This window comes from Mesorhizobium sp. B2-6-2 (assembly GCF_006440615.1).
In the GTDB taxonomy this organism is placed as follows: Bacteria; Pseudomonadota; Alphaproteobacteria; order Rhizobiales; family Rhizobiaceae; genus Mesorhizobium.
Genome location: NZ_VFUG01000001.1, coordinates 773135 through 797292 on the forward strand (window position 1 = coordinate 773135; position 24158 = coordinate 797292).

Below are 24158 nucleotides of genomic sequence, written 5' to 3' on the forward strand. Positions count from 1 at the left end.
CTTTAGACGGCGGCGGTCACTGCGCCGTCCGAAGCGACCGTGACGGCGGCTCCGCGGTAGTCGTCGAACGCGCCGCGTTCGAGCCTCACCGCCATCGGCGTTTCCCAGCCCATTTCCCGGGCTACGATCAGTCCGAGCAGCAGGATGGCGTCCGGCTCGTGCAGCACCAGGGCGGCCGGCGCGCGGCCGTTGTGGACGAGCTCCATCAGCACCGCCGAAGCGGATGACGAGCCGATCGTGCCCGGCAGGAACAGAACCCGGCCGGCGATGACTTCGCGATGCTGCGGGTGGCGAACGTCGGCGATACGCCCGGTCCTTGGGTCGACGCCGCCCCAGAAGCTGATCGGCGCCGTCAGCACCAGCGCGTCGCCTTCGCCCGCCTTGCCCGGCACCAGGATTTCGGCCCTCGCGCTCATGCCGCGATATCCGTGAAGACCGGCTTGCCGAGGACCGCGCTTTCGACGCAGTCGGCAAGCGAGGCGTAGAGCACCGCATAGCCGGTGTTGCCCGGCGCATAATGCGCGAACTTGCCCGAATTGGTCATCAAGACGCCGCCGGCAAGGTCCGGCATGATCGGCGTCACCACCACGCAGGTGTCGGCGACGATGACGACGCCGCTGGCCTCGAGCCGCTTCCGCCGGCCGTCCCGCTCCAGCAGGGCAAGCGCATGGCGGCCGGTGCAGGCGTAGATCGGCACCGCGAGCCGCCGTCCGGCGATCAGCCGCTCCAGGCTGTCGAACTCGGCGTGCGACAGATGCGGGCTGCCGATCGCCACCGCATCGATGCTCTCGGTCGCGGCCGTTGTCGACAGGCCCGCGCGCGCCGTCGCCACCATGGCGGGCGTCACGCGGATCACCGCTTCCGGCTCTGGCCCGGCCAGAATGGCTTCGACGTCGGGAGCCTCGGGCGTCACGCCGGCAATGTGGAACAGGCCGACCGCGCCGGACGATGCGGCCGCCGCGCCGAAGGCTTTCAGCGCGTCTTCGCCGGGATGAGCCGTCACGCCTCTGACGACGGCGATCGCATTGCCCACCTCGCGGCCATAGAGGCTGCCCAGCACCGGCCAGGCGATCTCCGAGGCGAGGAAGGACGGCGACAGGCCCGAGACATCGAAGATGAGCCGCGCGCGGCGGTTCTCCGTCCGATGCAGGCCGTAGTCAGGCGCTCTGGCAGTAATGGCGCAGGCAATGTCCAGGAAATCGCCATAGCGGTTGGTACGCGCGCCCAGCACCGAATTGCAGAAGATGACCGCGTTGGACTCTCCCCAGGCAACGTCGCTGCCGAGCGCGGGCCTGTGTCCGGCTTGGTAGGGGGCGCAGGTCCAGCTCTGCTCGCAGCCCAGCTTGCGATAGGCCTCCATCATCCGCCGCGCCATGCCACGCTGCGGCTCCCCGAGGCGGATGCGCGAGCAGCCCATCAGGTCGAGCGCCCCGACATTGAGCGTCGAGCGCACCGCGACCTTCGCACCGCCTTCGACCAGCCGCTCGGCAAACAGCGTGCCGGAATCGCCGTGATACAGCGCGCCATCGATATGCGTGGAGGCGATCGGGATCAGTCGCGGCGCGCCAAGCAGCCGGGCGCTTTCGGCGACGATGCGCATCGCCATGCCCGCGCCGTCCCGGCCGGCGGCGATCGCCTGTTCTTCCGGGCTGAGGACCAGGCTCACGACAGCACCTTGCGCATGGTGATGGAGGTCGGCCTGTCATAGCCCGCATGCGCCGTGCGCTCGGTCTCGCGGAAGCCGAGCCGGGCGAAGGCTGCATGGTTTGCGGTCAGTTCGATACGGGTCTGAGCCTCGATCGCGTCCATGCCGCGCTCGCGGGCAAGATCCTCCACCGCCCGCATCAGCCGGGCTCCGATGCCTTGGCCCTGCAGCCGTGGCTCGACCGCGAGCTTGCCGACATAGAAATCCCGCGACCGTTCCAGAGCGAAGACGCAGCCGACGATGCGGCCGTTCTCGACGGCCAGAAATCCCGTCTCCCGCTTCGCCTTCCCGGCAAGCGCCTCGGCGGTTAAAGGATGCGCCGATGACGGCGGATCGATCACCCCATCCATATAGGCGAAGGTGCGCCGGATCAGCGCGAGCAATTCGCCCCATTGGTCGAAATCTGCGGCAAGGCCGGTTATGGAGATGCCGACGCTCTGGTCCATGCGCTCAGACGGCCTTGTAGCGGATGGTGTCGAAGCGGGCCGTGAGCCCGTCATAGAGCAGCAGCCGGCCGATCAGCGGCTCGCCTATGCCGGTGATCAGCTTGATCGCCTCCATCGCCTCCAGCGTGCCGATGACGCCCGTCAGCGCGCCGATGATGCCGGCGACGGCGCAGGACGGCACCAGCCCTTCGGGCGGGGCTTCCGGAAACAGGTCGCGATAGCTCGGATTGCGCTTGCCGTCGGCGCCAGCCTCGAACGGCTTCAGCACCGTCACCGAGCCGTCGAAGCGCCCGACGGCCGCCGTGACGAGGGGTTTCTTCTCGTCCGCGCAGGCATCGGCGACCGCGTAGCGCGTTTCGAAATTGTCGGAGCCGTCGACGACGATATCGTAGCGGGCGACGAGGGCAGGGGCATTCTCCTCCGTCAACCTCAGGCGATGCGATTCCACCGTAACGTTGGGGTTAATGCGCATGATCGCTTCCCGTGCGCTGTCGGTCTTGGCCATGCCGACCCTGTCGCTGCCATGGATCACCTGCCGTTGCAGGTTGGATAACGAGACGGTGTCGTCATCGACGGTGCCGAGCGTGCCGACGCCGGCGGCGGCAAGATATTCGAGCACCGGCGCGCCGAGCCCGCCGGCGCCGATCACCAGCACCCGCGCCCGTTTCAGCTTCTGCTGGCCCGGCCCGCCGATCTCCGGCAGCACGATGTGGCGGGCATAGCGTTCGAGCTCTTCGTCGGTCAGCGCGGCATCGGTCATGGCTGGACCATATCGCCGTGGCGAGGCCTTGTCAGTAAGCGCAAGGCGCGGCCTTGTCGCGTATACGCAAGTGCAGAACTCGCTTCAAAAGGTCAGCCGGTCGGCTCAACGTTGCCATGATCGACGGTCAGGAACTGCGCCCGGCCGGCAAGGCTGGAGAACAAGGCGGCATCCGTGCCGGTCATGAAGGCCTGGCAGTTCAATTCCTCCAGGATGGAGAACAGCGCCGCGCGCCGGCCCGCGTCGAGATGCGCGGCGATCTCGTCCAGCAGAAGGATCGGCGTCAGGCCCGACATCTCGCCGGTCAGTCTGGCATGCGACAGCACGATGCCGACCAGCAGCGCCTTCTGCTCGCCGGTCGAACAAAGCTCGGCCGGCATCGACTTCGGCCGGTGCCGCACCACGAGATCGGAACGATGCGGACCGTCCAGCGTGCGGCCGGCGGCGCGGTCGCGCTCGCGGCCATTGGCGAGCGCACGGCGGAAGCGCTCCTCGACATCGACGGCCGGCGCGACGGCGACCTCGCTCTCCAGGTCGCCGGCAAGGCTGATGTCAGCCTGCGGAAACGGTCCGCTGCCCGGCAATCTGTCGATCATGGCGGCAAGCAGCCTTACCAGCTCGGCCCGCGCCGCGGCGATCGCCACCCCGGTCTCGGCCATCTGCGTCTCGATCGCGCCGAACCAGGCGCCGTCGCGGGAGCCTTCGGTAAGCAATCGGTTACGGCTGCGCATGGCTTTCTCATAGTCGAGCGCGCGCTGGCCATGGCCAGGGTCAATCGCCAGCACCAGCCGGTCGAGGAAACGGCGGCGGTCGGCCGCCGGCCCTGGAAACAGCCCGTCCATCGCCGGCGTCAGCCACACGATCCGCAGCCATTCCAGCATATCCTCGGCCGATCGCGCCGGCGCGCCGTTGATCCGCACCTTCCTGCCGCCTTCGCCGGCGGCGTCGCCGCCGGAAATTCCGGTGCCGATCTCGACTTGGCCTTCCGGCCCCTCAATGCGCGCATGCAAGGCGAAGCCGCCATCGCCGCCTTCGCGCGCCACATCGCCATAGGGCGCGCGGCGCAGGCCGCGGCCCGGCGTCAGGAACGAGATCGCTTCCAGGAGATTGGTCTTGCCGGCGCCATTGTCGCCTGACAGCACCACCGCGCCGGGCGCGAGCTCGAGCGAAAGCGTCGCGTAATTGCGGAAATTCGTAAGTATAAGCTTACTTACATAGCTTTGCTGCCGAAGCTGTTTCGCATCCGAGTTCACGGCGACACATCAGGTCCGTCAGAGCAATTCCAGGAAAAGTGCACAGCGGTTTTCCGTCCGGAATTGCGAAAGACAAAAGCGCAATTCCAGGAAAGGTGCACAGCGGTTTTCCGTCCGGAATTGCGAAAAACAAAAGCGCAATTCCGGGAAAAGTGCACAGCGGTTTTCCGTCCGGAATTGCGTCAAGAGACTGAGCCTAGACTCGCATCGGCATCAGCACGTAGAGCGCGGTCTCGTCGGCCATGTCGTGGATCAGCGTCGGCGAGCCGGCATCGGCCAGCATGAATTTCGCCTCCGTGCCGGTGAGCTGGGCCGCGACGTCGAGCAGATATTTGGCGTTGAAGCCGATCTCGATCGGGTCCGACGAGTAGTCGGCCGCCAGTTCCTCGGTGGCGCTGCCCGAATCCGGATTGTTGACCGCGAGCGTCACCTGGCCGTCATTGATCGAAAGCTTCACCGCCCGGCCGCGTTCGGAGGAAATGGTCGAAACGCGGTCTACCGCCGCGGCGAAGCTCTGCCGGTCGATGATCAGCTTCTTGTCGTTGCCGGTCGGAATGACGCGCTGATAGTCGGGGAAGGTGCCGTCGATCAGCTTCGAGGTCAAAACGACGCTGCCGATGGTGAAGCGGATCTTGGTGTCCGACAGCTCCGTGGTCACCGCCACGTCGGGATCGTCGACCAGCTTCTGCAGCTCGCTCACGGTCTTGCGCGGAATGATGATGCCGGGCATGCCTTCGGAACCTGCCGGCGCGTCGATCTCGGCCCGCGCCAGGCGGTGCCCGTCGGTCGCCACCGAGCGTAGCTTCAATTTGCCGCCCACCTCATGCGTGTGCAGGAAGATGCCGTTGAGATAATAGCGCGTCTCTTCGGTGGAGATGGCGAATTGCGTCTTGTCGATCAGCCCTTTGAGCGCCGCCGATTCCAGCCGGAAGATATGCGAGAACGAACCGGCCGAAAGCTCCGGGAAGTCGGATTGCGGCAGGCACTGCAGGCGGAAGCTCGAACGGCCGGAGGTGACGGTCATCGCATTGCCGTCCTCGTCCGTCTTCAGCATCACCTCCGCGCCGTCGGAAAGCTTGCGCACGATGTCGTAGAGCAGATGCGCCGGCACCGTCGTCGCGCCGCCGCGCTCGACCTTGGCGGGTGTCGCCTCCGTCACTTCGAGGTCGAGGTCGGTCGCCTTCATCTCGAGGCTGGCGCCCTCGGCGCTGAGCAGCACATTGGACAGGATCGGTATGGTGTTGCGCCGCTCGACCACGCGATGGACGTGGTTGAGGGACTTCAAGAGATTTGACCGTTCCAGGATAACACGCATGACGAAACAGGCTCGCTTCAATGAATGAACAGGTCACCGGCAAGCGGCATCCCGTGAAAGCTCTGAAAGGCTTTCAGAATCTGTGTAAGCTGACAGTAAAAAGCCTGCAAACGCAAGCCCGCGGCACCGGTTCCGGCCGGCGGCGCGGGCTTTCTGGGGATAAAGCCGGCGAAGCGTGCCGCCGGCTATTTCTGCGCCCCTTCAGGCCTGGTCGTTGATCAGCCTTCTGAGCAGTTCGAGTTCCTGCGCCAGCGTATTGTCCCCGCCTGAAAGGTCCTCGATCTTGCGCACGGCATGCAGCACGGTCGTGTGGTCGCGGCCGCCGAACCGCCGCCCGATCTCCGGCAATGAGCGCGGTGTCATCACTTTCGACAGATACATCGCCACTTGCCGCGGCTTGACGATCGTGCGCGTGCGCCGATTGGACAGAAGCTCGGTCTTCGACACGTTGTAGTGGCGCGCCACGATGCGCTGGATGTCCTCGATGCGCACCCGCTTCGGCTCGCCGGAGCGGTAGATGTGGCCGAGGATCTCGTCGATGCGGTCGATAGTGATCTGCGGCTCGAAGGACTGGCGGAACAGAAGCTGGTTGAAGGCGCCTTCGAGCTCGCGCCCGCTGCCGGTCACCGTGCGCGCGACATGCTCCAGGATCTCGTCCGAGATGTCGAGCGAGGTGTCATCGGTCTTGGTGCTGGCGCGGCGCAGCTTCAGCATGCCGAGCCGCATGGCGAAATCCGGCGCCGACATTTCCAGCGCCACGCCGCCATTGAGGCGCGAACGCACGCGCGGCTCCAGCGATTCCAGTTCCGAGGGCGGCCGGTCGGCCGCGACCACCACCTGCTTGGCGCTGTCGAGCAGCATGTTGATGAGGTGGCAGAATTCGTGCTGGATCGACTTGCCCTGCAAGAACTGCATGTCGTCGATGATCAAGAGATCGATATCGCGCAGCTGCTCCTTCAGCGTCAGCGCGTTGTTGTCGCGGATCGCGGTGGCGAAGCGCCACATGAAATATTCCGCCGTCAGGTAGACGACGCGTGACTTCGGGTTTTGCCGCAGCGATTCCGCGGCGATCGCTTGTAGGAGGTGCGTCTTGCCGAGCCCGACGGTCGCGTGCAGGAAAAGCGGGTTGAAACGTACCGCGCTCGACTGCGATTCCGCCACCGCCCTGGCCGCGGCGAAGGCCACTCTGTTCGACGGCCCTTCGATGAAGGAGGAGAACGTGTAACGCGGGTCAAGCGGCGACCCCAGCACATTGTGGCGGAACTCCGGTTCCGCTGACACGCCCTGGCGAGGCGCCGGCGCCCGTTGCTCCACACGCCCGGCGCTCGCGGTGCCGTTGGCAAGCGCCGTATGCGTCTGCTTGGTCATCTTGCGCGCCGGGGCGATCTCGGGCTCGACAGGATTGCGCCCCTGGCGCGTCGCGGTGCGCACGACGATCTCGATCTTGAGGACGTCCGCATCCTCATGCCGCCACAGCTCCGCGATAAGCTCGAGATAATGGCCGTTGATCCAGGACCGCAGGAAAGCTGTAGGCACGGAGATGCGAACAACGCCGCGGGAGGCCTCGGCGACCTTCATGCGACCGAACCAGCTCGAATAGACCTCGGCTCCAAGACGCGCCTTCAACTGGGCCTTGACCCGTTCGAACTTCTGTTCCGCGTCGCTGGATACCGCCACGTCGCCCCCTCCGACAAAAGTTGCTGGAAATGGGAGCTCGCCCGCTATCTCCCTGTCAATGCCGCTCTGCATGATCAAAGTCCCTTTGTCTTCTCGTACCCTTTTCCGCCGGGGATGCGCCTCCTGCATCCTTGGTCCGGCGACCCTCATTCAGCCGCGATGCCATTGCCGCCGCCGGCAACGATCGTCGCAACTCGCGCAAGGGACCAGCTGCCGGCTCCGCATGCCGGCCTCCGACAAAAACAAGTCAATACCTCACCTTCCGGCGAAAACGCCGGCGAGACATCGACTGCCATGTACAATTACGCCAGTCCCCTACCCGCACCGAAGAGACAAACCAAGCCGTACGCGGAATTGCTCCACGTCATGAATTCCGCCATTTTGTGCTGGCCGATTCAGGCTGGGTCAGGGGCAAGAGCCCGTCCCTTCGATGGATGGACATTACCGAAATCGCTGTGGATAGGGCAAGGCCACATCTAACGGTTTTTTAACGAATCTGGTTACCGGACGGGGCTTGAAATCGGGAGCTGCGCCGGCAGGTTTTGACAAAGCCATTGTGATTCAAACCCTTTTCCGGCGAATATGAAAAAGGCCGCCCGAAACGAAATATTCTGAAATAATTGTCTTGACAGCTACTTCTCCCCCGCCGCTCGACCTTGAGCTGAACAAGCTGTGGACGACCGGCTGTAAGTCTTTGAAAAAACTGCGGATTTTTTGCCAGGCAAATTTAGGCAGTTGCCGCGGAGAGGGCGTTCCGTTGTCAGCGGCGTTGAATATGCCGGCAAAACATTACTGGCGTTGGAATCACGTCGCAAGCGTTGCTCACGAGCAATTTTTTTAAGTACTTGCCGGCAAACGAAAAAAACCCGGCCTATGCGACCGGGTTCAACATCGATGGAGTAAGGATTAAGTCGGTCAGGCCGACAGCGTCTTGACCCGCTGGGCTAGCCGCGAAACCTTGCGGGAAGCCGTGTTCTTGTGAACGACGCCCTTGGTGGCGGCGCGCATCAGTTCCGGCTCCGCCGCCTTGAAGGCTGCCACCGCCGCGGCCTTGTCGCCGGCGGCCAGCGCCTCTTCGACCTGGCGCACATAGGTGCGGACACGCGAGCGACGGTTCTTGTTGATCGCCGCGCGGCGGGCGATCTTGCGCGTTGCCTTTTTGGCCGAAGACGTGTTGGCCATGATGCCTCTCTTCCGATCTGGTGGGCTCCAACGGGGTGCCGCAGGGCGCAAAAAACAAACGGGCAGCCACAGGCCGCCTCGGTTGGTGCGGCTTATAGTTCAGCTTTTCCGGCGCGTCAACGCCACTTGGCGGTCTTTTTGGGGACTGAAAGCGCGTCACGTCGTGACCCGCCTTCAGTCATTCGACGACATGCCCTGGAGCCGGATGATTTCAGGTCGAGTCGACCTGAAATCTGAATCCGCCTCTAAATCAAAGAGAGAGCATGATGTCGTCCGAAAACCGCTCCACGCTTTTCGGCATCATGCATTAGCGGTTGGTGAAATTCGGCTTCCGCTTCTCCACGAACGCGGCCATGCCTTCCTTCTGGTCGTCGAGCGCGAACAGCGAATGGAACAGTCGGCGCTCGAAGCGCAGCCCTTCGGCGAGCGTCGTCTCGTAGGCGCGGTTGACGGCCTCCTTGGTCATCATGACCGACGGCAGCGAGAACTCGGCGATCTTGGCCGCCGCCTTCAGCGCCTCCTCGGCGAGCTCGGCGACCGGCACAACCCGCGAGACAAGTCCGCTGCGCTCGGCTTCGGCAGCGTCCATCATCCGCCCGGTCAGGCACATGTCCATCGCCTTCGACTTGCCGACGAAGCGGGTCAGCCGCTGCGAGCCGCCCATGCCCGGCATGACGCCGAGCGTGATTTCGGGCTGGCCGAACTTGGCGTTGTCGCCGGCGATGATGAAATCGCACATCATGGCCAATTCGCAGCCGCCGCCGAGCGCATAGCCCGCGACCGCCGCGATGATGGGCTTGCGCGTGCGCGTGAATTCCTCCCAGCCGACGAAGAAGTCCTGCGTGTAGGCGTCGGCGAAGGACATCGCCTGCATTTCCTTGATGTCGGCGCCGGCGGCAAACGCCTTCTCCGAGCCTGTAAGCACCATCGCGCCGATCTCGGGATCGGCATTGAACGCGCGCGCCGCCGCCACGACCTCCACAAGGACCTGCGAATTCAGCGCATTGAGCGCCTTAGGCCGGTTCAGCGTGATCAGCCCGACCTTGCCGCGTGTTTCCACGATAATGGTTTGATAGGCCATGGTTCGCTTCCTTCCGCGGCAGTGGGACGATCGATACGTTCCTAGCTTACCGCTGACAGGTCCGGCAATAGAAGGTCGAGCGGCCGCTTTGCACGATGCGCTCGATGTGGCCGCGGCAGCCCGGCTTCGGGCATGGCTCCCCCTCGCGATCGTAGACCGCGAAGGAATGCTGGAAATAGCCGAGCGATCCGTCGGCCTGGACATAGTCGCGCAGCGAGGAGCCGCCGGCGGCGATCGCATCGGCGATGACCGAGCGGATCGCTTCGGCAAGGCGCCCGCTTTGCTCTTTCGCCTTCTTGGCCGACCCGGCGATGGTGCCGGCTTCGCGCAGCGGCGAGAGGCCGGCGCGCCACAAGGCCTCAGCCACGTATATGTTGCCGAGCCCGGCGATCAGCCGCTGGTCGAGCAGCGCTGCCTTGAGCGGCGATCTGCGACCCTTCAGCAGCGAGGCGAGCAGGGGACCGTCGAGCGCGTTGCCAGTTGGCTCGATGCCGAGCCCCGCCAGCATAGGATGCGTGTCCGGCGCTCCTTCGGCAAACAGCATGAAGCCGAAGCGGCGCGGGTCGTTGAAGATGACGCGGGAGCGCTCGTCCCTCGGAGAGACGACGTCGAACACGACATGGTCGTGCGCCGCGCTTTTTGGGCGCTCGTGGTGGAAGGCGCCGGGGACGTCGCTGCTATCCGCGGCTTCGATCCGGAACGACCCCGACATGCCGAGATGGCAGATGAGAACCGGCCCGTTTTCGATATGCATCGTCAGGTATTTGGCGCGCCGGCCAAGCGCCGTCACGGTCTTGCCGGCAAGCCGTTCCGAAAAGCGTTCGGGGAAAGGAAAGCGAAGGTCGGCCCTGCGCGCCTTGACCTTGACGAGCCGCGCCCCTTCCAGGACCGGCTGCAGACCGCGCCGGACGGTCTCGACTTCGGGCAGCTCAGGCATGGCCGCCTATCATCGCAAGGAACGATGTGCCGTGGCGACCGGCAGCCAGGCCGAGGTGGTCCGCGACGGTCTCGCCGATATCGGCGAAGGTCGGCCTGAGCCCGATGTCGCCGCCCGTCAGTCCCGGCCCGATACCGATCACCGGAATGCGTTCGCGCGTATGGTCGGTGCCGCGCCACGTCGGATCGTTGCCATGATCGGCCGTGAGGATGAGCAGGTCGCCAGGCCTTATCCGCGACAGCGCCTCCGGCAGCCGGAGGTCGAACGCTTCGAGCGCCCCGGCATAGCCGGCGACATCGCGCCGGTGACCGAACTCGGTATCGAAATCGACAAAATTGGCAAAGACCAGGTCGCCGTCGCCGGCATCGTCCATCGCGCCGAGCGCCTTGTCGAACATTGCCATGTTGCCGCCGGCCTTGCGCACTTCCGAAATGCCGCGATGAGCGAAGATGTCGCCGATCTTGCCGACGGCGATGACCTTGTTGCCGCGCCCGGTCAGCCGGTCGAGCAGGGTCGGCTCCGGTGGCGGCACCGCATAGTCGCGGCGATTGTGGGTGCGCTGGAACGTGGCCGGCGTCTCGCCCACGAATGGCCGAGCGATCACCCGCCCGATCTTGAGCGGCTCGACCAGCCGACGCACCGTGAGGCAAAGCTCATAAAGCCGCTCCAGGCCGAAATGCGTCTCATGCGCGGCGATCTGCAGCACGGAATCGATCGACGTGTAGCAGATCGGCTTGCCGGTGCGGATATGCTCTTCGCCGAGCCGCTCGATGATCTGGGTTCCGGGTGCATGGCAGTTGCCGAGGATCCCCGGCAGCTTGCCCTCGCGGATGATGGCGTCGGTCAGGTCGGCCGGAAATGCGGGCACCGTATCGCGGAAATAGCCCCAATCGAAACGCACCGGCAGGCCGGCGATCTCCCAGTGGCCGGAGGGCGTGTCCTTGCCGCTCGACACTTCCTGGGCGGCTCCATGAAAGGCCGAGGCGACCGGCGGCGCGTCGATACCGGTTTTCAGTCCCGTCGCGGTTTGCGCCGCCCGGCCAAGTCCGAGAGACATCATGTTGGGCACCGCGAGCGGCCCTTTGCGCCAACCTTGCCGATCGGCACGACCATCGGCGCAGGCCTGAAAAATATGTCCGAACGTGTCGGCGCCGGCATCGCCATAGCGTTCGGCGTCGGCCGCGCCGCCGATGCCGAAAGAATCGAGAACGAACAGGAACGCGCGCGCCATGGGTATCTTTGTTGTCAGCCTTGATCGCCAGACATAAGGTTCCCCGGCGGCGTTGGCAAATCGGAAACCAAACCGCAACGGCTTGGCGCCATAGTTTAGGCGAGGCGCGGATGCGGGGCGGGAGCGTGGCAGGTATGGCAAGGCGCGGCAAAACCGCGGCAAGGCAGGCCGTGAACATGTGCGTGGCCGCTCTCGCGGCCTTCGGCGCCGCCTCCTCGCCGGCACGCGCCGACTGGCGTGACGACATCGGCACGTTCCGCATCGGCGTCGTCGCCGAACCGGGCGGCGGCAACACCGTCCCGGGCCTCGCGCGCCTGACCGACGCCTATGCCAATGCGCTCGGCATGAAGGTCGAGTTCGTCGTTGCGCGCGACTACGCGGCGCTGATCGAGGCGCAGGCGAGCGGGCGCGTGCAATATGCGATCTATTCCGCTCTCGCCTATGCCACGGCCTCGGAACGCTGCGGCTGTGTCGAGCCTCTGGTGGCGCCGGTCGATGCGGACGGCGCCGTCGGCGTCCGTTCTATCCTGGTGACGCGCGATGGCCGGCTTGCGGACCTTGCCGCCATGGCTTCGCACCGGATCGCGATAGCGCCGGCCGAAAATGTCGGCGGCGCGCTGCTGCCGCTGGCGGCGCTGCCGGTCGAAGGCGTCAACGTCACGCGGGATTCGCCCTTTCTGGCGCGCGCCGCTTCAGCCGCCGCGGCCGAGACGATGCTGAGCGGCGGCGAAGCGGACGCCATGTTCGGCTGGGAACCGGCCGATACCGGCGGCCGGTCCAGCCGTTCCGAGGGCACCGTCGCGCGGCTTGAGGCTGCCGGCATCCCAGAGGCGTCGCTTCGGGTGTTGTGGACCTCGGGCCTCTTGCGCTACGGCCCGCACGCCGTCCGCAACGATCTCGATCCCGAGGCAAAGCGCCGGCTGACGGTCTTCCTGACCAATCTCAGGTCCCAGACGCCCGACATATACGACCTGCTGGAGGCAGCGCATTCCGGTGGCTTTGTGCCGGCGGCATCCAAGGATTACGCTATGGCCAAGGCCATCGTGCGGCACGCATCCGATGGCCGGGACTGACAGTCAGCAATCGCTGCAGGGGATCGTTGGGCTCCGGCGAGGCCGGAGATAATAGGTCTCGCTCATCTTTATGTGGCTGAAGGTCGACAACAATCCAAGCGCCTTCTGCTGGTTGTTGTTCTCGCTCCAGGCGATGACAGGCACATAGCCGAGGTCGCTTTCCACGCGGACCAGGAAAGTGTTGCGGATTATCAGCGTCGAGGGGACGATCGTGGTGTCGCCGGGATTGGCATCGACGCTGTAGGTGTTGCCCACCAGCTTGCGCGACCACGCCACCCTCACTGTCGGCGCCGCCTCGTCGGATATCTGTATGCCGGTGATGATGATCGTCGGATCCGAGCGATTGTAGGGCCGAAGCGTCGATGTGCCGATCTTCATCATTGCATCGAGGTTAGCCTTAACGACGGCCTGCTGCTGCGTGACGAGGTCCGCGACCATGCTGCCGATGCGGCTGACCTTCTTCCCGGTCTCGATGGCCTGCGAGGCCTCCATCGTGATGAAGTACATGATCAGGAGCACCGGCACGATGAACGCGAACTCGATCGCCGCGACGCCGCGGCGATCGCGGCAAAACCGCGCCACCTTTGCCGAAATCCCCCGGAGTGCCCCCGCACTATGCATATCGTCCTCCACGCCGCGGCTTGGCCGTCGAGCAGTCTCAATTGTCGTCGAACGGTTCGTTCTGCCAGGTCACCGATGCGAAATGCAGCGTTTTCTTGTCCTTCAGATTTGCCATCGACTGGGCCAGGAAATCGGTCATCACCGGCCATTTGTAGAACACCCGCAGCATGTTGATGGTCTCTGCCAATCCGGGAGAGACGGTGGGGGTCGTCGAATTCGTGCCCTGCACAAGCACGATATCTCCATCCACGATCTTGAAGCCCGCCGTGGCGGCGTCGGCGAAACTCGGATATTCGCGCAGGTCTACCACCAATCCCGGGCAGCCTTGGGCCACCATGATCTCAAGCCTGCTGCAGATCAGCTGCTTGATCGAGGCTTCTGTGACGTTCGACTGCTGCAACTGCCCGGTCCGCAGCTGGCGGGCGACATCGTCGGTGACGTTGGCCATCACCTCCTGGCCTGCGAACGAAATGCAGCTCTCGAGGATGGCGAAGACGAGAAGCGCGAACGGGATGGCCAGCATCGCGAATTCCATCGCCGTGCTGCCGCGCCTGTCGCTGAAGAAGCCGGGGCGGACTCTGACCCGCGCCTTGTTATTCACGCCGTTGCCGGATGTGGCATCCTTGCTCATATTGCGTTCCTGCCGATCCCCTCTGCGGTACCGGCGGCAAGGTTAGCGATAACCCATTGAGTTCCGGTTTTGATGATCGTTAAATTCGTCGGGCAAGCTTTAAGCTGTCTTTAATGCCCGTAGGTTCGCCCTCGCAGAGCTCAGTGCCCGGCGCTCATTTCGGCTTCGGAAGTTTTCTCGGCCTCGCTCTTGAATGCGCTCTCGCAATAGGGTGTGCAGGACATGGTCTGGACTTCGGCGCGTCGGTAGATGCGCACCGAGGAGGCGGCTTGTCGCACGACGGTCACCTGTTCGTCGATGATCGGGCTGCCTTCCGAATCGAGCACGACCAGATTGGTGACACCGAAGCCCTTGCCGGTGAGAACGATGGTCGAGGCGTCCTGCACGGAGGCGTCGGCGATTGCCGGATTGCCGATGACGACCGTATCGGCGCCGCGTGACAATTTGACGATCTTGGCCTGGTTCATGGTGACTTCTATGCCGGCGCCGGCCCTGGCCGGCATGACCAAGGCGGCAGTTGCCAGCAGCGCGGCGACTGGAAACAGCGATCTCGACAACGTCATTGAAGCGCTCCCGGCAGGCAGATTCTTCAACGGAACATGAACGAGATTGGTGAACCAACGGTTAAGCCGGGCCCGCCATGATTAAAGACCGGTTCGCCTGGTGCGTCATTCGTCGATGGTGCTTACTGTTTTAGGAATATTGCACAAGCGCCGGTTTCCGGGGGTCCGGGCCGGCTGGCGATGTTTAGGCCACGGTTAACCACACAGTGCGTTCGTCACCGGAAAGGAATCGGTAAGGCTGTTTATTAAGCCGATCGAAACGGCTTCTCCCTAGATTTGCAGCATCCGATCAACCCGGAAGAGAAGTTGACGGAAGTGCTGTAACACGTGGAGTAGGAGCTCTCGAATGTCTAATCTCATCGCACGTTTCGTGAAGGACGAATCCGGCGCGACCGCCATCGAATACGGTCTGATCGCCGCTCTCATCGCGCTCGCCATCATGGTTGGCGCTAGCCAGCTCGGCGGCGCGCTGAACTCCAAGTTCGCCAACATCGCCGCCACCCTCAACGGTGCCACGGCTCCGTAATAAGGCTGCGGATCGCGCCTTTTCGACAGAAAGAAAAAGGGCCGCCAGCTGGCGGCCCTTTTTTCATGCAGTCGGCCGATTTTGATCGTCCGGCCTCATCGATCGTTAATCCAGCGCGCCTAGGATGCCGCTGAAAACATGCCACAGGCACGCCGCATCCATGCTTGAAGCCGTAATCTTCGTCGTCTTTCCTTTCTGCATGCTGTTTGCTGCGATCTCGGACACGCTGTCGATGACGATCGCCAACCGCGTTCCCGTGCTGTTGGTGGCGACATTCGCGCTTGTTGCGCCGCTCGCCGGCATGGACTGGGCAACCTATGGCTGGCATTTCGCCGCCGGCGCCCTCGTGCTTGCCACGACCTTCGGCCTTTTTGCGCTCGGCGGCATGGGCGGCGGCGACGCCAAGCTTCTGGCCGCGACCGCTCTGTGGATGGGCCTCAACATCAACCTGATCGGCTATCTGGTGACGTCGGCTTTCATCGGCGGCCTGCTTACCCTCGCAATCCTTGCCTACCGGAAGTCGCCGCTCGTCACGTACACCGGCCACAGCCGATTTCTGCGCCATTTCGCAGACGAGAGCGTTGGCATCCCATATGGCATCGCGCTTGGCGCGGGTGGACTGATCACGTTTCCGGATTCGCCGCTGATGGTCTGGGCGCTGGAGAGGCTCACGACATAGGCCCGGCGATCTCGATGTCGGCGATCCCAGGCGGCCGCCTTTTATCATATCGGAAGGGCGGCCCCGGCCCGCTTTTTCTGCTAACGGCGGGCCGTTCGATCCAATTTGAGTAAACCTTAAATTAATCACGATCGTAAGCATTACATTAACCTTGTTTTGACGATTGCAGCTGCAAAGTCCGGCCTGGCGAGGTGGTTTGCCATGAGGCGAAGGGTTTCGGACGAATGCCAGCATCCCGATTGATTATTCTGGGCGTGGCTGCGGTCGCGGCGGGTGGCGCGGGCTACGTGGCGAAGAACATGGTCGTAGCGCCGCCGCCTCAGGTCATTGTCGATGCGCCCAAGCAGCCGGCGATCGCATTGCAGGATGTGCTGGTGCTTTCCGGTGACGTGTCGATGGGCAGCCAGCTCGGCACCAACATCGGCTGGGAACAATGGCCGGCCGATGGCGTCAACGCCAATTTCATCACGCGCGCCGCCGAGCCTGACGCGATCGAAAAGCTCAAGGGCTCGGTCGCCCGCGTAGCCATGTATACCGGCGAGCCGTTGCGGCGCTCCAAGCTGGTCGGCGAGGGGCAGAGCTTCATGTCGTCGATCCTACCTTCCGGCATGCGCGCCGTCGCGACCGCGATATCGGCCGACACGTCCGCCGGCGGCTTCATCCTGCCCAACGACTTCGTCGATGTCATCATGACCCGCCGCGCCGACACCGGCAACGGCGGCAGCGGCTTCAACACCGAGACGATCCTCAAGAACATCCGCGTGCTGGCCATCGACCAGACCATCCAGGAAGACGAGGAAGGCAAGAAGACCAGGGTCGGCCAGACCGCGACGCTGGAGCTGACGCCGCAGCAGGCGGAGATCATCACGGTAGCGCAGCAGATGGCCGACCGCCTGACGCTGGCGCTGCGCCCGATCACCGATATCCATGAAAAGACGACGGACGAAGCCGACTATCTGGTCAACGGCAACGGCCGACGCGGAACCGTGCGGCTGATCAAGTCCGGCGAGGTTTCCGAGGTAGGAGCAAGGAAATGAGGCTGAACGGTAAACTGCTGCCCTTCCTGGCCGCTGCGGCGATCGGTTTTTTCGTGCTCGGCACCGGCGCCCCGGGGCTGGTCGAAGCCAAGGCCGCGGGAGCCGGCGTGTCAGCTTCCGTCGCCACGCAGCGCGTCAAGCTCGGCCTCAACAAATCCGTGGTCATCGACTTGCCGAGCGACGCCTACGATATTCTCGTCGCCAATCCGGCGGTTGCCGATGCCGTGACGCGCACCGCGCGGCGCATCTACCTGTTCGGCAAGGCGGTCGGCGAGACCAACATCTTCGTCTTCGGCCCCAATGGCGAGCAGATCGTCAGCCTGGATCTGGCCGTCGAGCGCGACGTCGCAGGGCTGGAAGACTATCTCAGGCGCTTCATCCCATCCTCGCAGATCAAGGTCGAGCTTCTTAACGACAACGTCGTCCTGACGGGCATGGTCGACACGCCCCTCGATGCCAAGCGGGCGGTCGACCTGGCCACCATCTTCGTGTCCGGCGGTGAAGCGACGACGGGCCAATATTCGCAGACCGCCGCCGGCGGCTCGGTCAATGGCGGCGTCGACATCAACAATCCCGACCAGGAGCGCCGGACCTCCAAGATCGTCAACCTCTTGCAGATCATAGGCGACGACCAGGTGACGCTCAAGGTGACCGTCGCCGAAGTCAGCCGCTCGGTGATGAAGCAGCTCGGCGTCAACATGGTTGGCCGCGGTGGCAGCAATGGCATCAGCTATGGTGCGATCAGCGATACTTTCCCGGGTCTGGGCAAGCCACTGTCCGCCTCAGGCTTGAGCTTCGCCACTTCATCCCTGCAAGGCACCATCAACGCCATGGAGCAGTCTGGTGCCATGAAGACACTGGCGGAGCCAACGTTAACGGCGGTCTCCGGTGAGAAGGCGACGTTCAAGGTCGGCGGCGAATACAACATAGTGACCTCCGTCACCAGCAACAAATCGGCAGACAATCAGAATGCCGACAGAACCTGGACGTCATCGAAGGTCGACTATGGCATCGGACTGGAATTCCAGCCGGTGGTCCTGTCGGCTGGCCGCATCAGCCTGAAAGTGAGAACCGCGGTGTCAGAGCCGACGACGGAAGGCTCCGTTGCATTGGGCGATACCAACATCATATCGCTGCGCAAGCGCTTGGCGGATACGACCGTGGAGCTGCCTTCCGGGGGATCGATGATGATCGCCGGACTTGTTCGTGACGATGTGCGCCAGGCCCTCAACGGCATGCCTGGCCTGACCAAGATACCGGTCCTCGGCGCTCTATTTCGTAGCCGTGACTTCGTGCGCAACGAAAGCGAGCTCGTCATCATCATCACGCCTTACCTAGTCAAGCCTGTTGCACGCAACGATCTGGCGAAGCCGGATGACAATTTCAATCCTGCGAGCGACGGCGCCGGCATGTTCCTCGGCCGCGTCAACCGCGTCTACGGCACCATGCAGACCGACAGGCCAGCCGGCCGCTACCACGGCGTCGTGGGCTTCATCTACAAATGAGTGGGAATGCGGATATGTCCAAGTCAGCATCGAAGGTCATGACGGTCCGGACAGCATCCGGTATCGCAAGGATCCGTCGGCAGGTGGTCCCGGCATTGGCGGTCATGCTTGCCGCGTTGCTCGCAGGTTGCGCCAACCGCGACAGCGTAACCGTCGGGTCGATACCGGACGACTACCGCACGACTCATCCGATCGTCATTGCCGAGAAGAACCAGAAGATCGACCTGCCGGTCGGCGCCGGTGATCGCGGCATGACCGGTGCGCAGCGCGATACGCTGCTCGGTTTTCTCGACGGCTACGACAAGAGCGCCGCGCCGGCGCTGACGATCGCGATGCCGGCCGGGTCCGCCAATGAGCTTGCCGCCCGGGCCGCGGGTCGCGATTTTGCTAGGCTCGCCATCGCGGCAGGCGTCAAGCGCAACCGTATCGTCATGACATCCTATCAGTCGGCGGTGCCGGAGGCGTCAGCGCCGGTGCGCGTCGCCTTCGTCGCGGTGAGGGCCCAGACCGACAAATGCGGGCGTTGGCCCGAGGACATGCTGGAGACGTCGCAGAACAAGCACTACGCCGACTTCGGCTGCTCCTATCAGAACAACCTCGCAGCACAGCTGGCCAATCCCAATGATCTGATCGGGCCGCGCAAACAGTCCGACATAGACGCCGAAAATCGCGGCGCGGTGATCGACAAGTACCGCGAGAGGGGCATCTCGGACGAGTTCCTCGGCAATTCGGAAGTAACCTACTAAGCTGCGCCGGACGACGAAGAAAGCAGTCACGGAAAGAGCATGACGATGAGCAATCTTGCCTACGACACGCCCGCGGAAACCGGCGACCTTTCGCAGCAGGACATCGCCGCCATGCAGGCGCTGCGCCCCGTGCCGCGCATTTCGATCCAGGCCTTCTGCGAGACCGAGGGGGTCGCCAACCCCGTCGAGCGCGCCGGCGAGGATCGTCGGATGGCCAAGGCCCACCTCAAGGTCCATATGGGCGGCATCCCGACCGCGATCGAGTTCTACCAGTCCGCGCCGACACCGAATCTGATCCTGCTGGAATCGCGCAGTGAACCGCAGCAGCTGCTCGAACAGCTCGGCCAGCTCTCGGAATATTGTGATCCGTCCTCCAAGGTGGTGGTTATCGGCCACTACAACGATGTCGGGCTCTACCGCGAGCTGATCCGTTCGGGCATTTCCGAATATGTCATCGCGCCGGTCTCGATGACAGACATCGTCAGCGTCGTGTCGTCGATCTTCGTCGATCCGGATTCGGAGCCGATCGGCCGCTCGATCGCGTTCATCGGCGCCAAGGGCGGCGTCGGCTCCTCGACCATCGCTCACAATGTCGCCTGGGCGATGTCTTCCCTGTTCAAGTCCGAGGTCGTCATCGCCGATCTCGATCTCGCCTTCGGCACCGCCAACATCAATTTCGATCAGGATCCGGCGCAAGGCATCGCCGAGGCGGTGTTTTCACCGGAGCGGGTGGACGAGGTCTATCTTGACCGCCTGCTTGCGCAATGCGCCGAGCATCTGTCGTTGCTCGCAGCTCCCTCCACGCTCGAGCGCGTCTACGATTTCGACTCCGAGGCCTTCGCGCAGATCATAGAGACAGCGCAGCGCAGCGCGCCTCTGCTTGTCCTCGATGTCCCTCACGTCTGGAGCGGGTGGACCAAGAGCACGCTGATCAAAGCGGACGAGATCGTCATCACGGCCACGCCCGAGCTCGCAAATCTTCGCAACACCAAGAACATGGTGGACATGCTGAAGCGGCTGCGTCCGAACGATCCGCCGCCGAAGCTGATCATCAACCAGGCGGGCGTGCCGAAACGGCCCGAGATCGCGGCGTCCGATTTCGCCGAACCGCTCGGCATCACCCCGATGGCGGTGATCAACTTCGAACCGCTGCTGTTCGGCAATGCCGCCAACAACGGCCGCATGCTCTCCGAGATGGACGCCAAGAGCCCCGTCGTGACCACCATCAATGAAATAGCGCATGTGCTGACCGGACGCAGCGAAATCAAGACAAGGAAGAAAGCAGGCCTGGGCTCGATCCTCGGCAAGCTCTCGCGCAACAAGAAGTGACGCTGATTGAGCGGCATCGGGTAGTCGATCATGTTTGGTAAAAGAGGCAAAGACGACGGCAGCCGGGCAACGCCCGAATTCCGTCCGCCGGCATCCGCTCCCGCCGCCGCTCCAACCGGGACGATGACGGCCGAACGACCGGCCGCGCCGCCGTCCGGCACGCCGGCCACGCCGCCGGCGCGCCGGCCCGTCGAGGCGCCGCCCATGGCGCCGGAGCCGCCAAAAAGGGTTCAACGCGAGCGCTCCGAGACCTATTACGACACCAAGAGCCAGGTTTTTTCGGCGCTCATCGACACGATCGACCTTTCGCAACTCGCCAAGCTCGATCCCGAGAGCGCGCGCGAGGAAATCCGCGACATCGTCAACGACATCATCGCGATCAAGAATTTCGCGATGTCGATCTCCGAGCAGGAAGAACTGCTCGAGGACATCTGCAACGACGTTCTGGGTTATGGACCGCTGGAGCCGTTGCTTGCCCGCGACGACATAGCCGACATCATGGTCAACGGCTCCAAGAACGTCTACATCGAAGTCAATGGCAAGGTCGAACAGACCGGCGTCCGTTTCCGCGACAACCAGCAGCTGCTCAACATCTGCCAGCGCATCGTCAGCCAGGTCGGCCGCCGCGTCGACGAATCGAGCCCGATCTGCGACGCACGCCTGCCCGACGGCTCGCGCGTCAACGTCATCGCGCCGCCGCTGTCGATCGACGGCACCGCGCTCACCATCCGCAAATTCAAGAAGGACAAGCTGACGCTGGACCAGCTGGTCAAGTTCGGCGCCATCTCGCCGCAAGGCGCGGAAATCCTCAAGATCATAGGCCGCGTCCGCTGCAACGTCGTCATCTCGGGCGGCACGGGCTCCGGCAAGACGACGCTGCTCAACTGTCTGACCAACTATATCGACCGCGAGGAGCGCGTCATCACCTGCGAGGATTCGGCGGAATTGCAGCTGCAGCAGCCGCATGTGGTCCGTCTCGAAACCCGGCCGCCCAATCTGGAGGGCGAAGGCGAGGTGACCATGCGCGACCTGGTCAAGAACTGCCTGCGCATGCGGCCGGAGCGGATCATCGTCGGCGAAGTGCGCGGACCGGAGGTGTTCGACCTGCTGCAGGCGATGAATACCGGTCACGACGGCTCGATGGGGACGATCCACTCGAACAGCCCGCGCGAATGCCTCAATCGTATCGAATCGATGATCGCCATGGGCGGCTATTCCCTGCCGCAGCGGACGGTGCGCGAGATCGTCGTCGGCTCGATCGACGTGATCATCCAGGCGGCTCGCCTGCGCGATGGCTCACGCCGCATCACCCACATCACCGAGGTGGTCGGCATGGAAGGCGACGTCATCATCACCCAGGATCTTGTGCTCTACAACATCAAGGGTGAAGACGCCGGCGGCCGGCTGGTCGGCGAGCATGTGTCGACAGGCATCGGCCGTCCGCATTTCTGGGACCGCGCCCGCTATTATGGCGAGGAGCAGCGCCTCGCCAATGCGCTCGAGGCGATGGAGAAACGCGCTGACTGATGCATCTGGAGGTTGGAAGCAATTCCAGGAAAAGTGTGATGCGGTCGGGTTCGACGACGTCGCCGTAACTTTCCGTCCGCAATTGCGTCAAGACAAAGAGACAGGGCGGTTCGCCGTTTGCTTGGAACGGCGAAATGCCCTAGGGACCCCGGTCGATGTTCGGAATTGACACCACCGTACTGGCTTTCATCGTGCTTGCCGGCTTCAGCGCCGGCGCGGTGGCCTATGCTTTCCTGTTCACGCGCATCGACAACGAGAAGCAGGCCGGCAAGCGGCTTCAGACCATCAAGACAGCCGAAACGGACCGGTCGGTGGTGAAAGCGACGCGCGACCGCGCCGCGGAAGCGGTCAAGCGGCGAAAAAACGTTCAGGACACGCTGAAGCAGCTCGACGAGAAGCAGAAGACCAATGATCGCAACGTCAAGAAACCGCCGCTGAAGGTTCAGATCCGCCAAGCCGGCATGCAGGTTCCGATCGAGCGTTTCTATATCTATTCCGCTGTTTGCGGGATCATCCTGACGGCCGTTCTCTTTTTCCTCGGCGCGCCTCTATGGGCGCTGCCCGGTGCCCTGCTGGTGGGCGGCCTCGGCCTGCCGCGCTGGTTCGTGTCGTTTCGCCGCACACGTCGCACCAAGGCCTTCCTGGAAGAATTTCCGAACGCGCTCGACATCATCGTGCGCGCGGTCAAGTCCGGCCTGCCGCTCAATGATGCGATCCGCCTGATCGCCAACGAATCGCCCGAACCGGTCCGGTCCGAATTCCGCCGCATCGTCGATTCCCAGCAGATGGGCATGTCGGTGCCCGACGCCGCCATGCGCATGCCCGAGACGATGCCGTGCAGCGAAGCCGGCTTCTTCGGCATCGTCATCCAGATTCAGTCGCAGGCCGGCGGCAACCTGTCCGAGGCGCTGGGCAACCTTTCGCGCGTCCTGCGCGACCGCAAGAAGATGAAGGCCAAGGTCCAGGCGCTGTCGATGGAAGCCAAGGCATCGGCCGTCATCATCGGCGCCTTGCCGTTCGTCGTCGCCTTCCTCGTCTATCTGTCGAGCCCGAACTACATCATGCCGCTGTTCACCACCAACGTCGGCAACCTGATCCTCGGCTGCTCGGGTGTGTGGATGTCGATCGGCATCCTGGTGATGCGCAAGATGATGAACTTCGAAGTGTAGGGGCGCGGATCCGGTGACAGAGCAGGTCGTCAAAACACTCACCGACCCTTCTTTCCTGATCGCGATGCTGGTCGGCATCGCCGTGTTCGCGACCGTCTTCACGCTCCTGCCGGCGTTCGGCGGCACGTCGCTCAAGTCGCGCATGAAAAGCGTGGCGCTCGAACGCGACAAAATGCGCGCCGAGCAGCGTGCGCGGCTGGCCAACGAGGCCGACCGCCGCCGCAAGGGCCTGCGCGAGGAACAGTCCATCGGCATGCGCAACATCGTCGACCGCCTGGATCTCAGGCGCGCGCTTGCCGATGAAAGCACGATCCAGAAGCTCAAGGTCGCGGGCTTCCGCGGCCAAAACCCGCTGACGCGCTTCCTCTTTTTCCGCCTGGTCCTGCCATTCGTCGGTTTTGCCTTGGCGGCCATCTATCTGTTCGTGCTCGGCGGCCTGCCGCAGCAGCCGGCCTTCATCAAGCTGTTCGTCTGTGTCGTTGTCGCCTATGGCGGCTTCTATGCGCCGATCCTCTACGTCAACAACCGCGCGACCAAGCGCAAGCAGTCGATCCAGCTGGCGTGGCCGGACGCGCTCGACCTGATGCTGATCTGCGTGGAATCCGGCATGTCGGTGGAAGCGGCCCTGCGCAGGGTTGCCGACGAGATCGGCACGCAGTCGGTGGCGCTTGCCGAGGAATTCGTGCTCACCAATGCGGAGCTGTCCTATCTGCAGGACCGCAAGAACGCCTATGAGAACCTGGCAAGCCGCACCGGCCTGGAATCGGTGAAGTCGGTGTCCCAGGCCCTGGTCCAGGCCGAACGCTACGGCACGCCGGTGGCGCACGCGCTACGCGTGCTCGCCTCGGAAAGCCGCGACATGCGCATGAACGCCGCCGAGAAGAAGGCCGCGGCACTTCCGCCGAAGCTTACCGTGCCGATGATCTTGTTCTTCCTGCCGGTTCTGTTCGCCATCATTCTGGGACCGGCCGGCATCCAGGTCAGCCAGCGCGGCATCTTCGGCGACCAGCACAGCTCCTCGAGCCAGTAAAGCAATTCCAGGAAAAGTGTCGAGCGGTTTTCCGTCCGGAATTGCGTAAAAACAAAGAGTTAAGGCCGTTCGCTTCAAATCAAAAAGCCGCGCGGGGATCCGCGCGGCTTTTTTTGATTTCAACGGTGGTCTATT

At 63.7% G+C, this 24158-nt stretch carries 25 protein-coding genes; 11 read left to right on the plus strand and 14 right to left on the minus strand.

Annotated elements, in window-relative coordinates; genetic code table 11:
* Window positions 1-2: 2 nt before the first annotated feature.
* From FJ419_RS03840 to dnaN, 6 genes are all read right to left on the minus strand, one after another.
* Window positions 3-416 carry a DUF126 domain-containing protein gene (locus tag FJ419_RS03840; RefSeq protein WP_140687706.1) on the minus strand — a complete coding sequence of 138 codons (414 nt, stop codon included), beginning with the start codon at window positions 414-416 and terminating at the stop codon, window positions 3-5.
* A complete protein-coding gene (locus FJ419_RS03845; protein ID WP_140687708.1) occupies window positions 413-1666 on the minus strand; it encodes an aconitase X catalytic domain-containing protein in 1254 nt (417 codons plus the stop codon). The genes FJ419_RS03840 and FJ419_RS03845 overlap by 4 nt, the downstream gene beginning before the upstream one ends.
* On the minus strand, window positions 1663-2151 hold the full coding sequence (locus FJ419_RS03850) for a GNAT family N-acetyltransferase (RefSeq protein WP_140687711.1): 489 nt from the start codon (window positions 2149-2151) through the stop codon (window positions 1663-1665). Before FJ419_RS03850 ends, FJ419_RS03845 begins: the two co-directional genes overlap by 4 nt.
* 4 nt (window positions 2152-2155) lie before the next feature.
* A complete protein-coding gene (locus tag FJ419_RS03855; protein WP_140687713.1) occupies window positions 2156-2911 on the minus strand; it encodes a molybdopterin-synthase adenylyltransferase MoeB in 756 nt (251 codons plus the stop codon).
* Between the two features lie 92 nt (window positions 2912-3003).
* The gene (gene recF / locus FJ419_RS03860) at window positions 3004-4164 is read right to left on the minus strand and encodes a DNA replication/repair protein RecF (protein WP_140687715.1); all 1161 of its coding nucleotides are present in this window, start codon (window positions 4162-4164) and stop codon (window positions 3004-3006) included.
* A 196-nt stretch (window positions 4165-4360) separates the two neighbouring features.
* The gene (gene dnaN, locus FJ419_RS03865; RefSeq protein WP_095765942.1) at window positions 4361-5479 is read right to left on the minus strand and encodes a DNA polymerase III subunit beta; all 1119 of its coding nucleotides are present in this window, start codon (window positions 5477-5479) and stop codon (window positions 4361-4363) included.
* 20 nt (window positions 5480-5499) lie between these two features.
* Between dnaN and FJ419_RS03870 the strand changes: the two genes are divergently transcribed.
* Window positions 5500-5697, plus strand: coding sequence for a hypothetical protein (locus tag FJ419_RS03870; RefSeq protein WP_140687717.1), 198 nt, complete (start codon window positions 5500-5502; stop codon window positions 5695-5697).
* Here the strand turns inward: FJ419_RS03870 and dnaA are convergent.
* The 5 genes from dnaA to FJ419_RS03895 all read right to left on the minus strand — a co-directional run bounded on the left by dnaA (window position 5681) and on the right by FJ419_RS03895 (window position 11587).
* Entirely contained in the window at window positions 5681-7228 is a 1548-nt protein-coding gene (gene dnaA, locus FJ419_RS03875; RefSeq protein WP_140687719.1) for a chromosomal replication initiator protein DnaA, read from the minus strand. The two genes, FJ419_RS03870 and dnaA, sit on opposite strands and share 17 nt — an antisense overlap.
* Before the next feature lie 843 nt (window positions 7229-8071).
* Window positions 8072-8338 carry a 30S ribosomal protein S20 gene (gene rpsT, locus FJ419_RS03880; RefSeq protein WP_095765940.1) on the minus strand — a complete coding sequence of 89 codons (267 nt, stop codon included), beginning with the start codon at window positions 8336-8338 and terminating at the stop codon, window positions 8072-8074.
* Window positions 8339-8645: 307 nt separating this feature from the next.
* The gene (locus FJ419_RS03885; protein ID WP_140687721.1) at window positions 8646-9419 is read right to left on the minus strand and encodes an enoyl-CoA hydratase; all 774 of its coding nucleotides are present in this window, start codon (window positions 9417-9419) and stop codon (window positions 8646-8648) included.
* A gap of 46 nt (window positions 9420-9465) precedes the next feature.
* The gene (gene mutM / locus FJ419_RS03890; protein ID WP_140687723.1) at window positions 9466-10356 is read right to left on the minus strand and encodes a bifunctional DNA-formamidopyrimidine glycosylase/DNA-(apurinic or apyrimidinic site) lyase; all 891 of its coding nucleotides are present in this window, start codon (window positions 10354-10356) and stop codon (window positions 9466-9468) included.
* A complete protein-coding gene (locus FJ419_RS03895) occupies window positions 10349-11587 on the minus strand; it encodes a phosphopentomutase (RefSeq protein ID WP_140687725.1) in 1239 nt (412 codons plus the stop codon). Before FJ419_RS03895 ends, mutM begins: the two co-directional genes overlap by 8 nt.
* A gap of 176 nt (window positions 11588-11763) precedes the next feature.
* Between FJ419_RS03895 and FJ419_RS03900 the strand changes: the two genes are divergently transcribed.
* Window positions 11764-12660, plus strand: coding sequence for a PhnD/SsuA/transferrin family substrate-binding protein (locus FJ419_RS03900; protein WP_140688139.1), 897 nt, complete (start codon window positions 11764-11766; stop codon window positions 12658-12660).
* A 3-nt stretch (window positions 12661-12663) separates the two neighbouring features.
* On the opposite strand, the gene FJ419_RS03905 is transcribed toward FJ419_RS03900, so the two are convergent.
* From FJ419_RS03905 to FJ419_RS03915, 3 genes are all read right to left on the minus strand, one after another.
* On the minus strand, window positions 12664-13281 hold the full coding sequence (locus tag FJ419_RS03905; protein ID WP_140687727.1) for a TadE/TadG family type IV pilus assembly protein: 618 nt from the start codon (window positions 13279-13281) through the stop codon (window positions 12664-12666).
* 37 nt (window positions 13282-13318) lie between these two features.
* Window positions 13319-13912, minus strand: a complete 594-nt coding sequence (locus FJ419_RS03910; protein WP_140687729.1) for a TadE/TadG family type IV pilus assembly protein — start codon at window positions 13910-13912, stop codon at window positions 13319-13321.
* 140 nt (window positions 13913-14052) lie between these two features.
* Window positions 14053-14475 (minus strand): pilus assembly protein N-terminal domain-containing protein, encoded by a 423-nt coding sequence (locus tag FJ419_RS03915; protein WP_140687731.1) that lies wholly within the window; start codon window positions 14473-14475, stop codon window positions 14053-14055.
* Between the two features lie 346 nt (window positions 14476-14821).
* On the opposite strand from FJ419_RS03915, the gene FJ419_RS03920 reads away from it, so the two are divergent.
* The 9 genes from FJ419_RS03920 to FJ419_RS03960 all read left to right on the plus strand — a co-directional run bounded on the left by FJ419_RS03920 (window position 14822) and on the right by FJ419_RS03960 (window position 24023).
* Window positions 14822-15001: a Flp family type IVb pilin gene (locus FJ419_RS03920; protein WP_140687733.1), complete on the plus strand. Its 180-nt coding sequence runs from the start codon at window positions 14822-14824 to the stop codon at window positions 14999-15001.
* A gap of 160 nt (window positions 15002-15161) precedes the next feature.
* Window positions 15162-15680, plus strand: a complete 519-nt coding sequence (locus tag FJ419_RS03925) for a prepilin peptidase (protein ID WP_140687735.1) — start codon at window positions 15162-15164, stop codon at window positions 15678-15680.
* A gap of 224 nt (window positions 15681-15904) precedes the next feature.
* Window positions 15905-16717, plus strand: a complete 813-nt coding sequence (gene cpaB / locus FJ419_RS03930) for a Flp pilus assembly protein CpaB (RefSeq protein WP_140687737.1) — start codon at window positions 15905-15907, stop codon at window positions 16715-16717.
* Complete coding sequence (locus tag FJ419_RS03935) at window positions 16714-18222, plus strand: type II and III secretion system protein family protein (protein ID WP_140687739.1); 1509 nt, start codon at window positions 16714-16716, stop codon at window positions 18220-18222. The genes cpaB and FJ419_RS03935 overlap by 4 nt, the downstream gene beginning before the upstream one ends.
* Window positions 18223-18236: 14 nt before the next feature.
* Window positions 18237-18968: a CpaD family pilus assembly protein gene (locus FJ419_RS03940; RefSeq protein ID WP_140687742.1), complete on the plus strand. Its 732-nt coding sequence runs from the start codon at window positions 18237-18239 to the stop codon at window positions 18966-18968.
* A gap of 39 nt (window positions 18969-19007) precedes the next feature.
* Window positions 19008-20297, plus strand: coding sequence for a CpaE family protein (locus FJ419_RS03945; protein WP_140542024.1), 1290 nt, complete (start codon window positions 19008-19010; stop codon window positions 20295-20297).
* A gap of 30 nt (window positions 20298-20327) precedes the next feature.
* On the plus strand, window positions 20328-21824 hold the full coding sequence (locus FJ419_RS03950; protein WP_140687744.1) for a CpaF family protein: 1497 nt from the start codon (window positions 20328-20330) through the stop codon (window positions 21822-21824).
* A 155-nt stretch (window positions 21825-21979) separates the two neighbouring features.
* Window positions 21980-22993 (plus strand): type II secretion system F family protein, encoded by a 1014-nt coding sequence (locus FJ419_RS03955; RefSeq protein ID WP_140542026.1) that lies wholly within the window; start codon window positions 21980-21982, stop codon window positions 22991-22993.
* A gap of 13 nt (window positions 22994-23006) precedes the next feature.
* A complete protein-coding gene (locus tag FJ419_RS03960) occupies window positions 23007-24023 on the plus strand; it encodes a type II secretion system F family protein (protein ID WP_140542027.1) in 1017 nt (338 codons plus the stop codon).
* Window positions 24024-24158: the final 135 nt, after the last annotated feature.

What these genes read in the sequence shown, in the direction of transcription:
- FJ419_RS03915 (WP_140687731.1), bottom strand. Translation starts at nt 14,475, where the DNA reads ATGACGTTGTCGAGATCGCTGTTTCCAGTCGCCGCGCTGCTGGCAACT.
- FJ419_RS03920 (WP_140687733.1), top strand. Translation starts at nt 14,822, where the DNA reads ATGTCTAATCTCATCGCACGTTTCGTGAAGGACGAATCCGGCGCGACC.
- FJ419_RS03910 (WP_140687729.1), bottom strand. Translation starts at nt 13,912, where the DNA reads ATGAGCAAGGATGCCACATCCGGCAACGGCGTGAATAACAAGGCGCGG.
- FJ419_RS03895 (WP_140687725.1), bottom strand. Translation starts at nt 11,587, where the DNA reads ATGGCGCGCGCGTTCCTGTTCGTTCTCGATTCTTTCGGCATCGGCGGC.
- FJ419_RS03885 (WP_140687721.1), bottom strand. Translation starts at nt 9,419, where the DNA reads ATGGCCTATCAAACCATTATCGTGGAAACACGCGGCAAGGTCGGGCTG.
- dnaN (WP_095765942.1), bottom strand. Translation starts at nt 5,479, where the DNA reads ATGCGTGTTATCCTGGAACGGTCAAATCTCTTGAAGTCCCTCAACCAC.
- FJ419_RS03940 (WP_140687742.1), top strand. Translation starts at nt 18,237, where the DNA reads ATGTCCAAGTCAGCATCGAAGGTCATGACGGTCCGGACAGCATCCGGT.
- cpaB (WP_140687737.1), top strand. Translation starts at nt 15,905, where the DNA reads ATGCCAGCATCCCGATTGATTATTCTGGGCGTGGCTGCGGTCGCGGCG.
- FJ419_RS03925 (WP_140687735.1), top strand. Translation starts at nt 15,162, where the DNA reads ATGCTTGAAGCCGTAATCTTCGTCGTCTTTCCTTTCTGCATGCTGTTT.
- FJ419_RS03945 (WP_140542024.1), top strand. Translation starts at nt 19,008, where the DNA reads ATGACGATGAGCAATCTTGCCTACGACACGCCCGCGGAAACCGGCGAC.
- FJ419_RS03955 (WP_140542026.1), top strand. Translation starts at nt 21,980, where the DNA reads ATGTTCGGAATTGACACCACCGTACTGGCTTTCATCGTGCTTGCCGGC.
- FJ419_RS03905 (WP_140687727.1), bottom strand. Translation starts at nt 13,281, where the DNA reads ATGCATAGTGCGGGGGCACTCCGGGGGATTTCGGCAAAGGTGGCGCGG.
- FJ419_RS03850 (WP_140687711.1), bottom strand. Translation starts at nt 2,151, where the DNA reads ATGGACCAGAGCGTCGGCATCTCCATAACCGGCCTTGCCGCAGATTTC.
- FJ419_RS03935 (WP_140687739.1), top strand. Translation starts at nt 16,714, where the DNA reads ATGAGGCTGAACGGTAAACTGCTGCCCTTCCTGGCCGCTGCGGCGATC.
- FJ419_RS03950 (WP_140687744.1), top strand. Translation starts at nt 20,328, where the DNA reads ATGTTTGGTAAAAGAGGCAAAGACGACGGCAGCCGGGCAACGCCCGAA.
- mutM (WP_140687723.1), bottom strand. Translation starts at nt 10,356, where the DNA reads ATGCCTGAGCTGCCCGAAGTCGAGACCGTCCGGCGCGGTCTGCAGCCG.
- FJ419_RS03900 (WP_140688139.1), top strand. Translation starts at nt 11,764, where the DNA reads ATGTGCGTGGCCGCTCTCGCGGCCTTCGGCGCCGCCTCCTCGCCGGCA.
- FJ419_RS03870 (WP_140687717.1), top strand. Translation starts at nt 5,500, where the DNA reads ATGAATGAACAGGTCACCGGCAAGCGGCATCCCGTGAAAGCTCTGAAA.
- dnaA (WP_140687719.1), bottom strand. Translation starts at nt 7,228, where the DNA reads ATGCAGAGCGGCATTGACAGGGAGATAGCGGGCGAGCTCCCATTTCCA.
- rpsT (WP_095765940.1), bottom strand. Translation starts at nt 8,338, where the DNA reads ATGGCCAACACGTCTTCGGCCAAAAAGGCAACGCGCAAGATCGCCCGC.
- FJ419_RS03855 (WP_140687713.1), bottom strand. Translation starts at nt 2,911, where the DNA reads ATGACCGATGCCGCGCTGACCGACGAAGAGCTCGAACGCTATGCCCGC.
- FJ419_RS03840 (WP_140687706.1), bottom strand. Translation starts at nt 416, where the DNA reads ATGAGCGCGAGGGCCGAAATCCTGGTGCCGGGCAAGGCGGGCGAAGGC.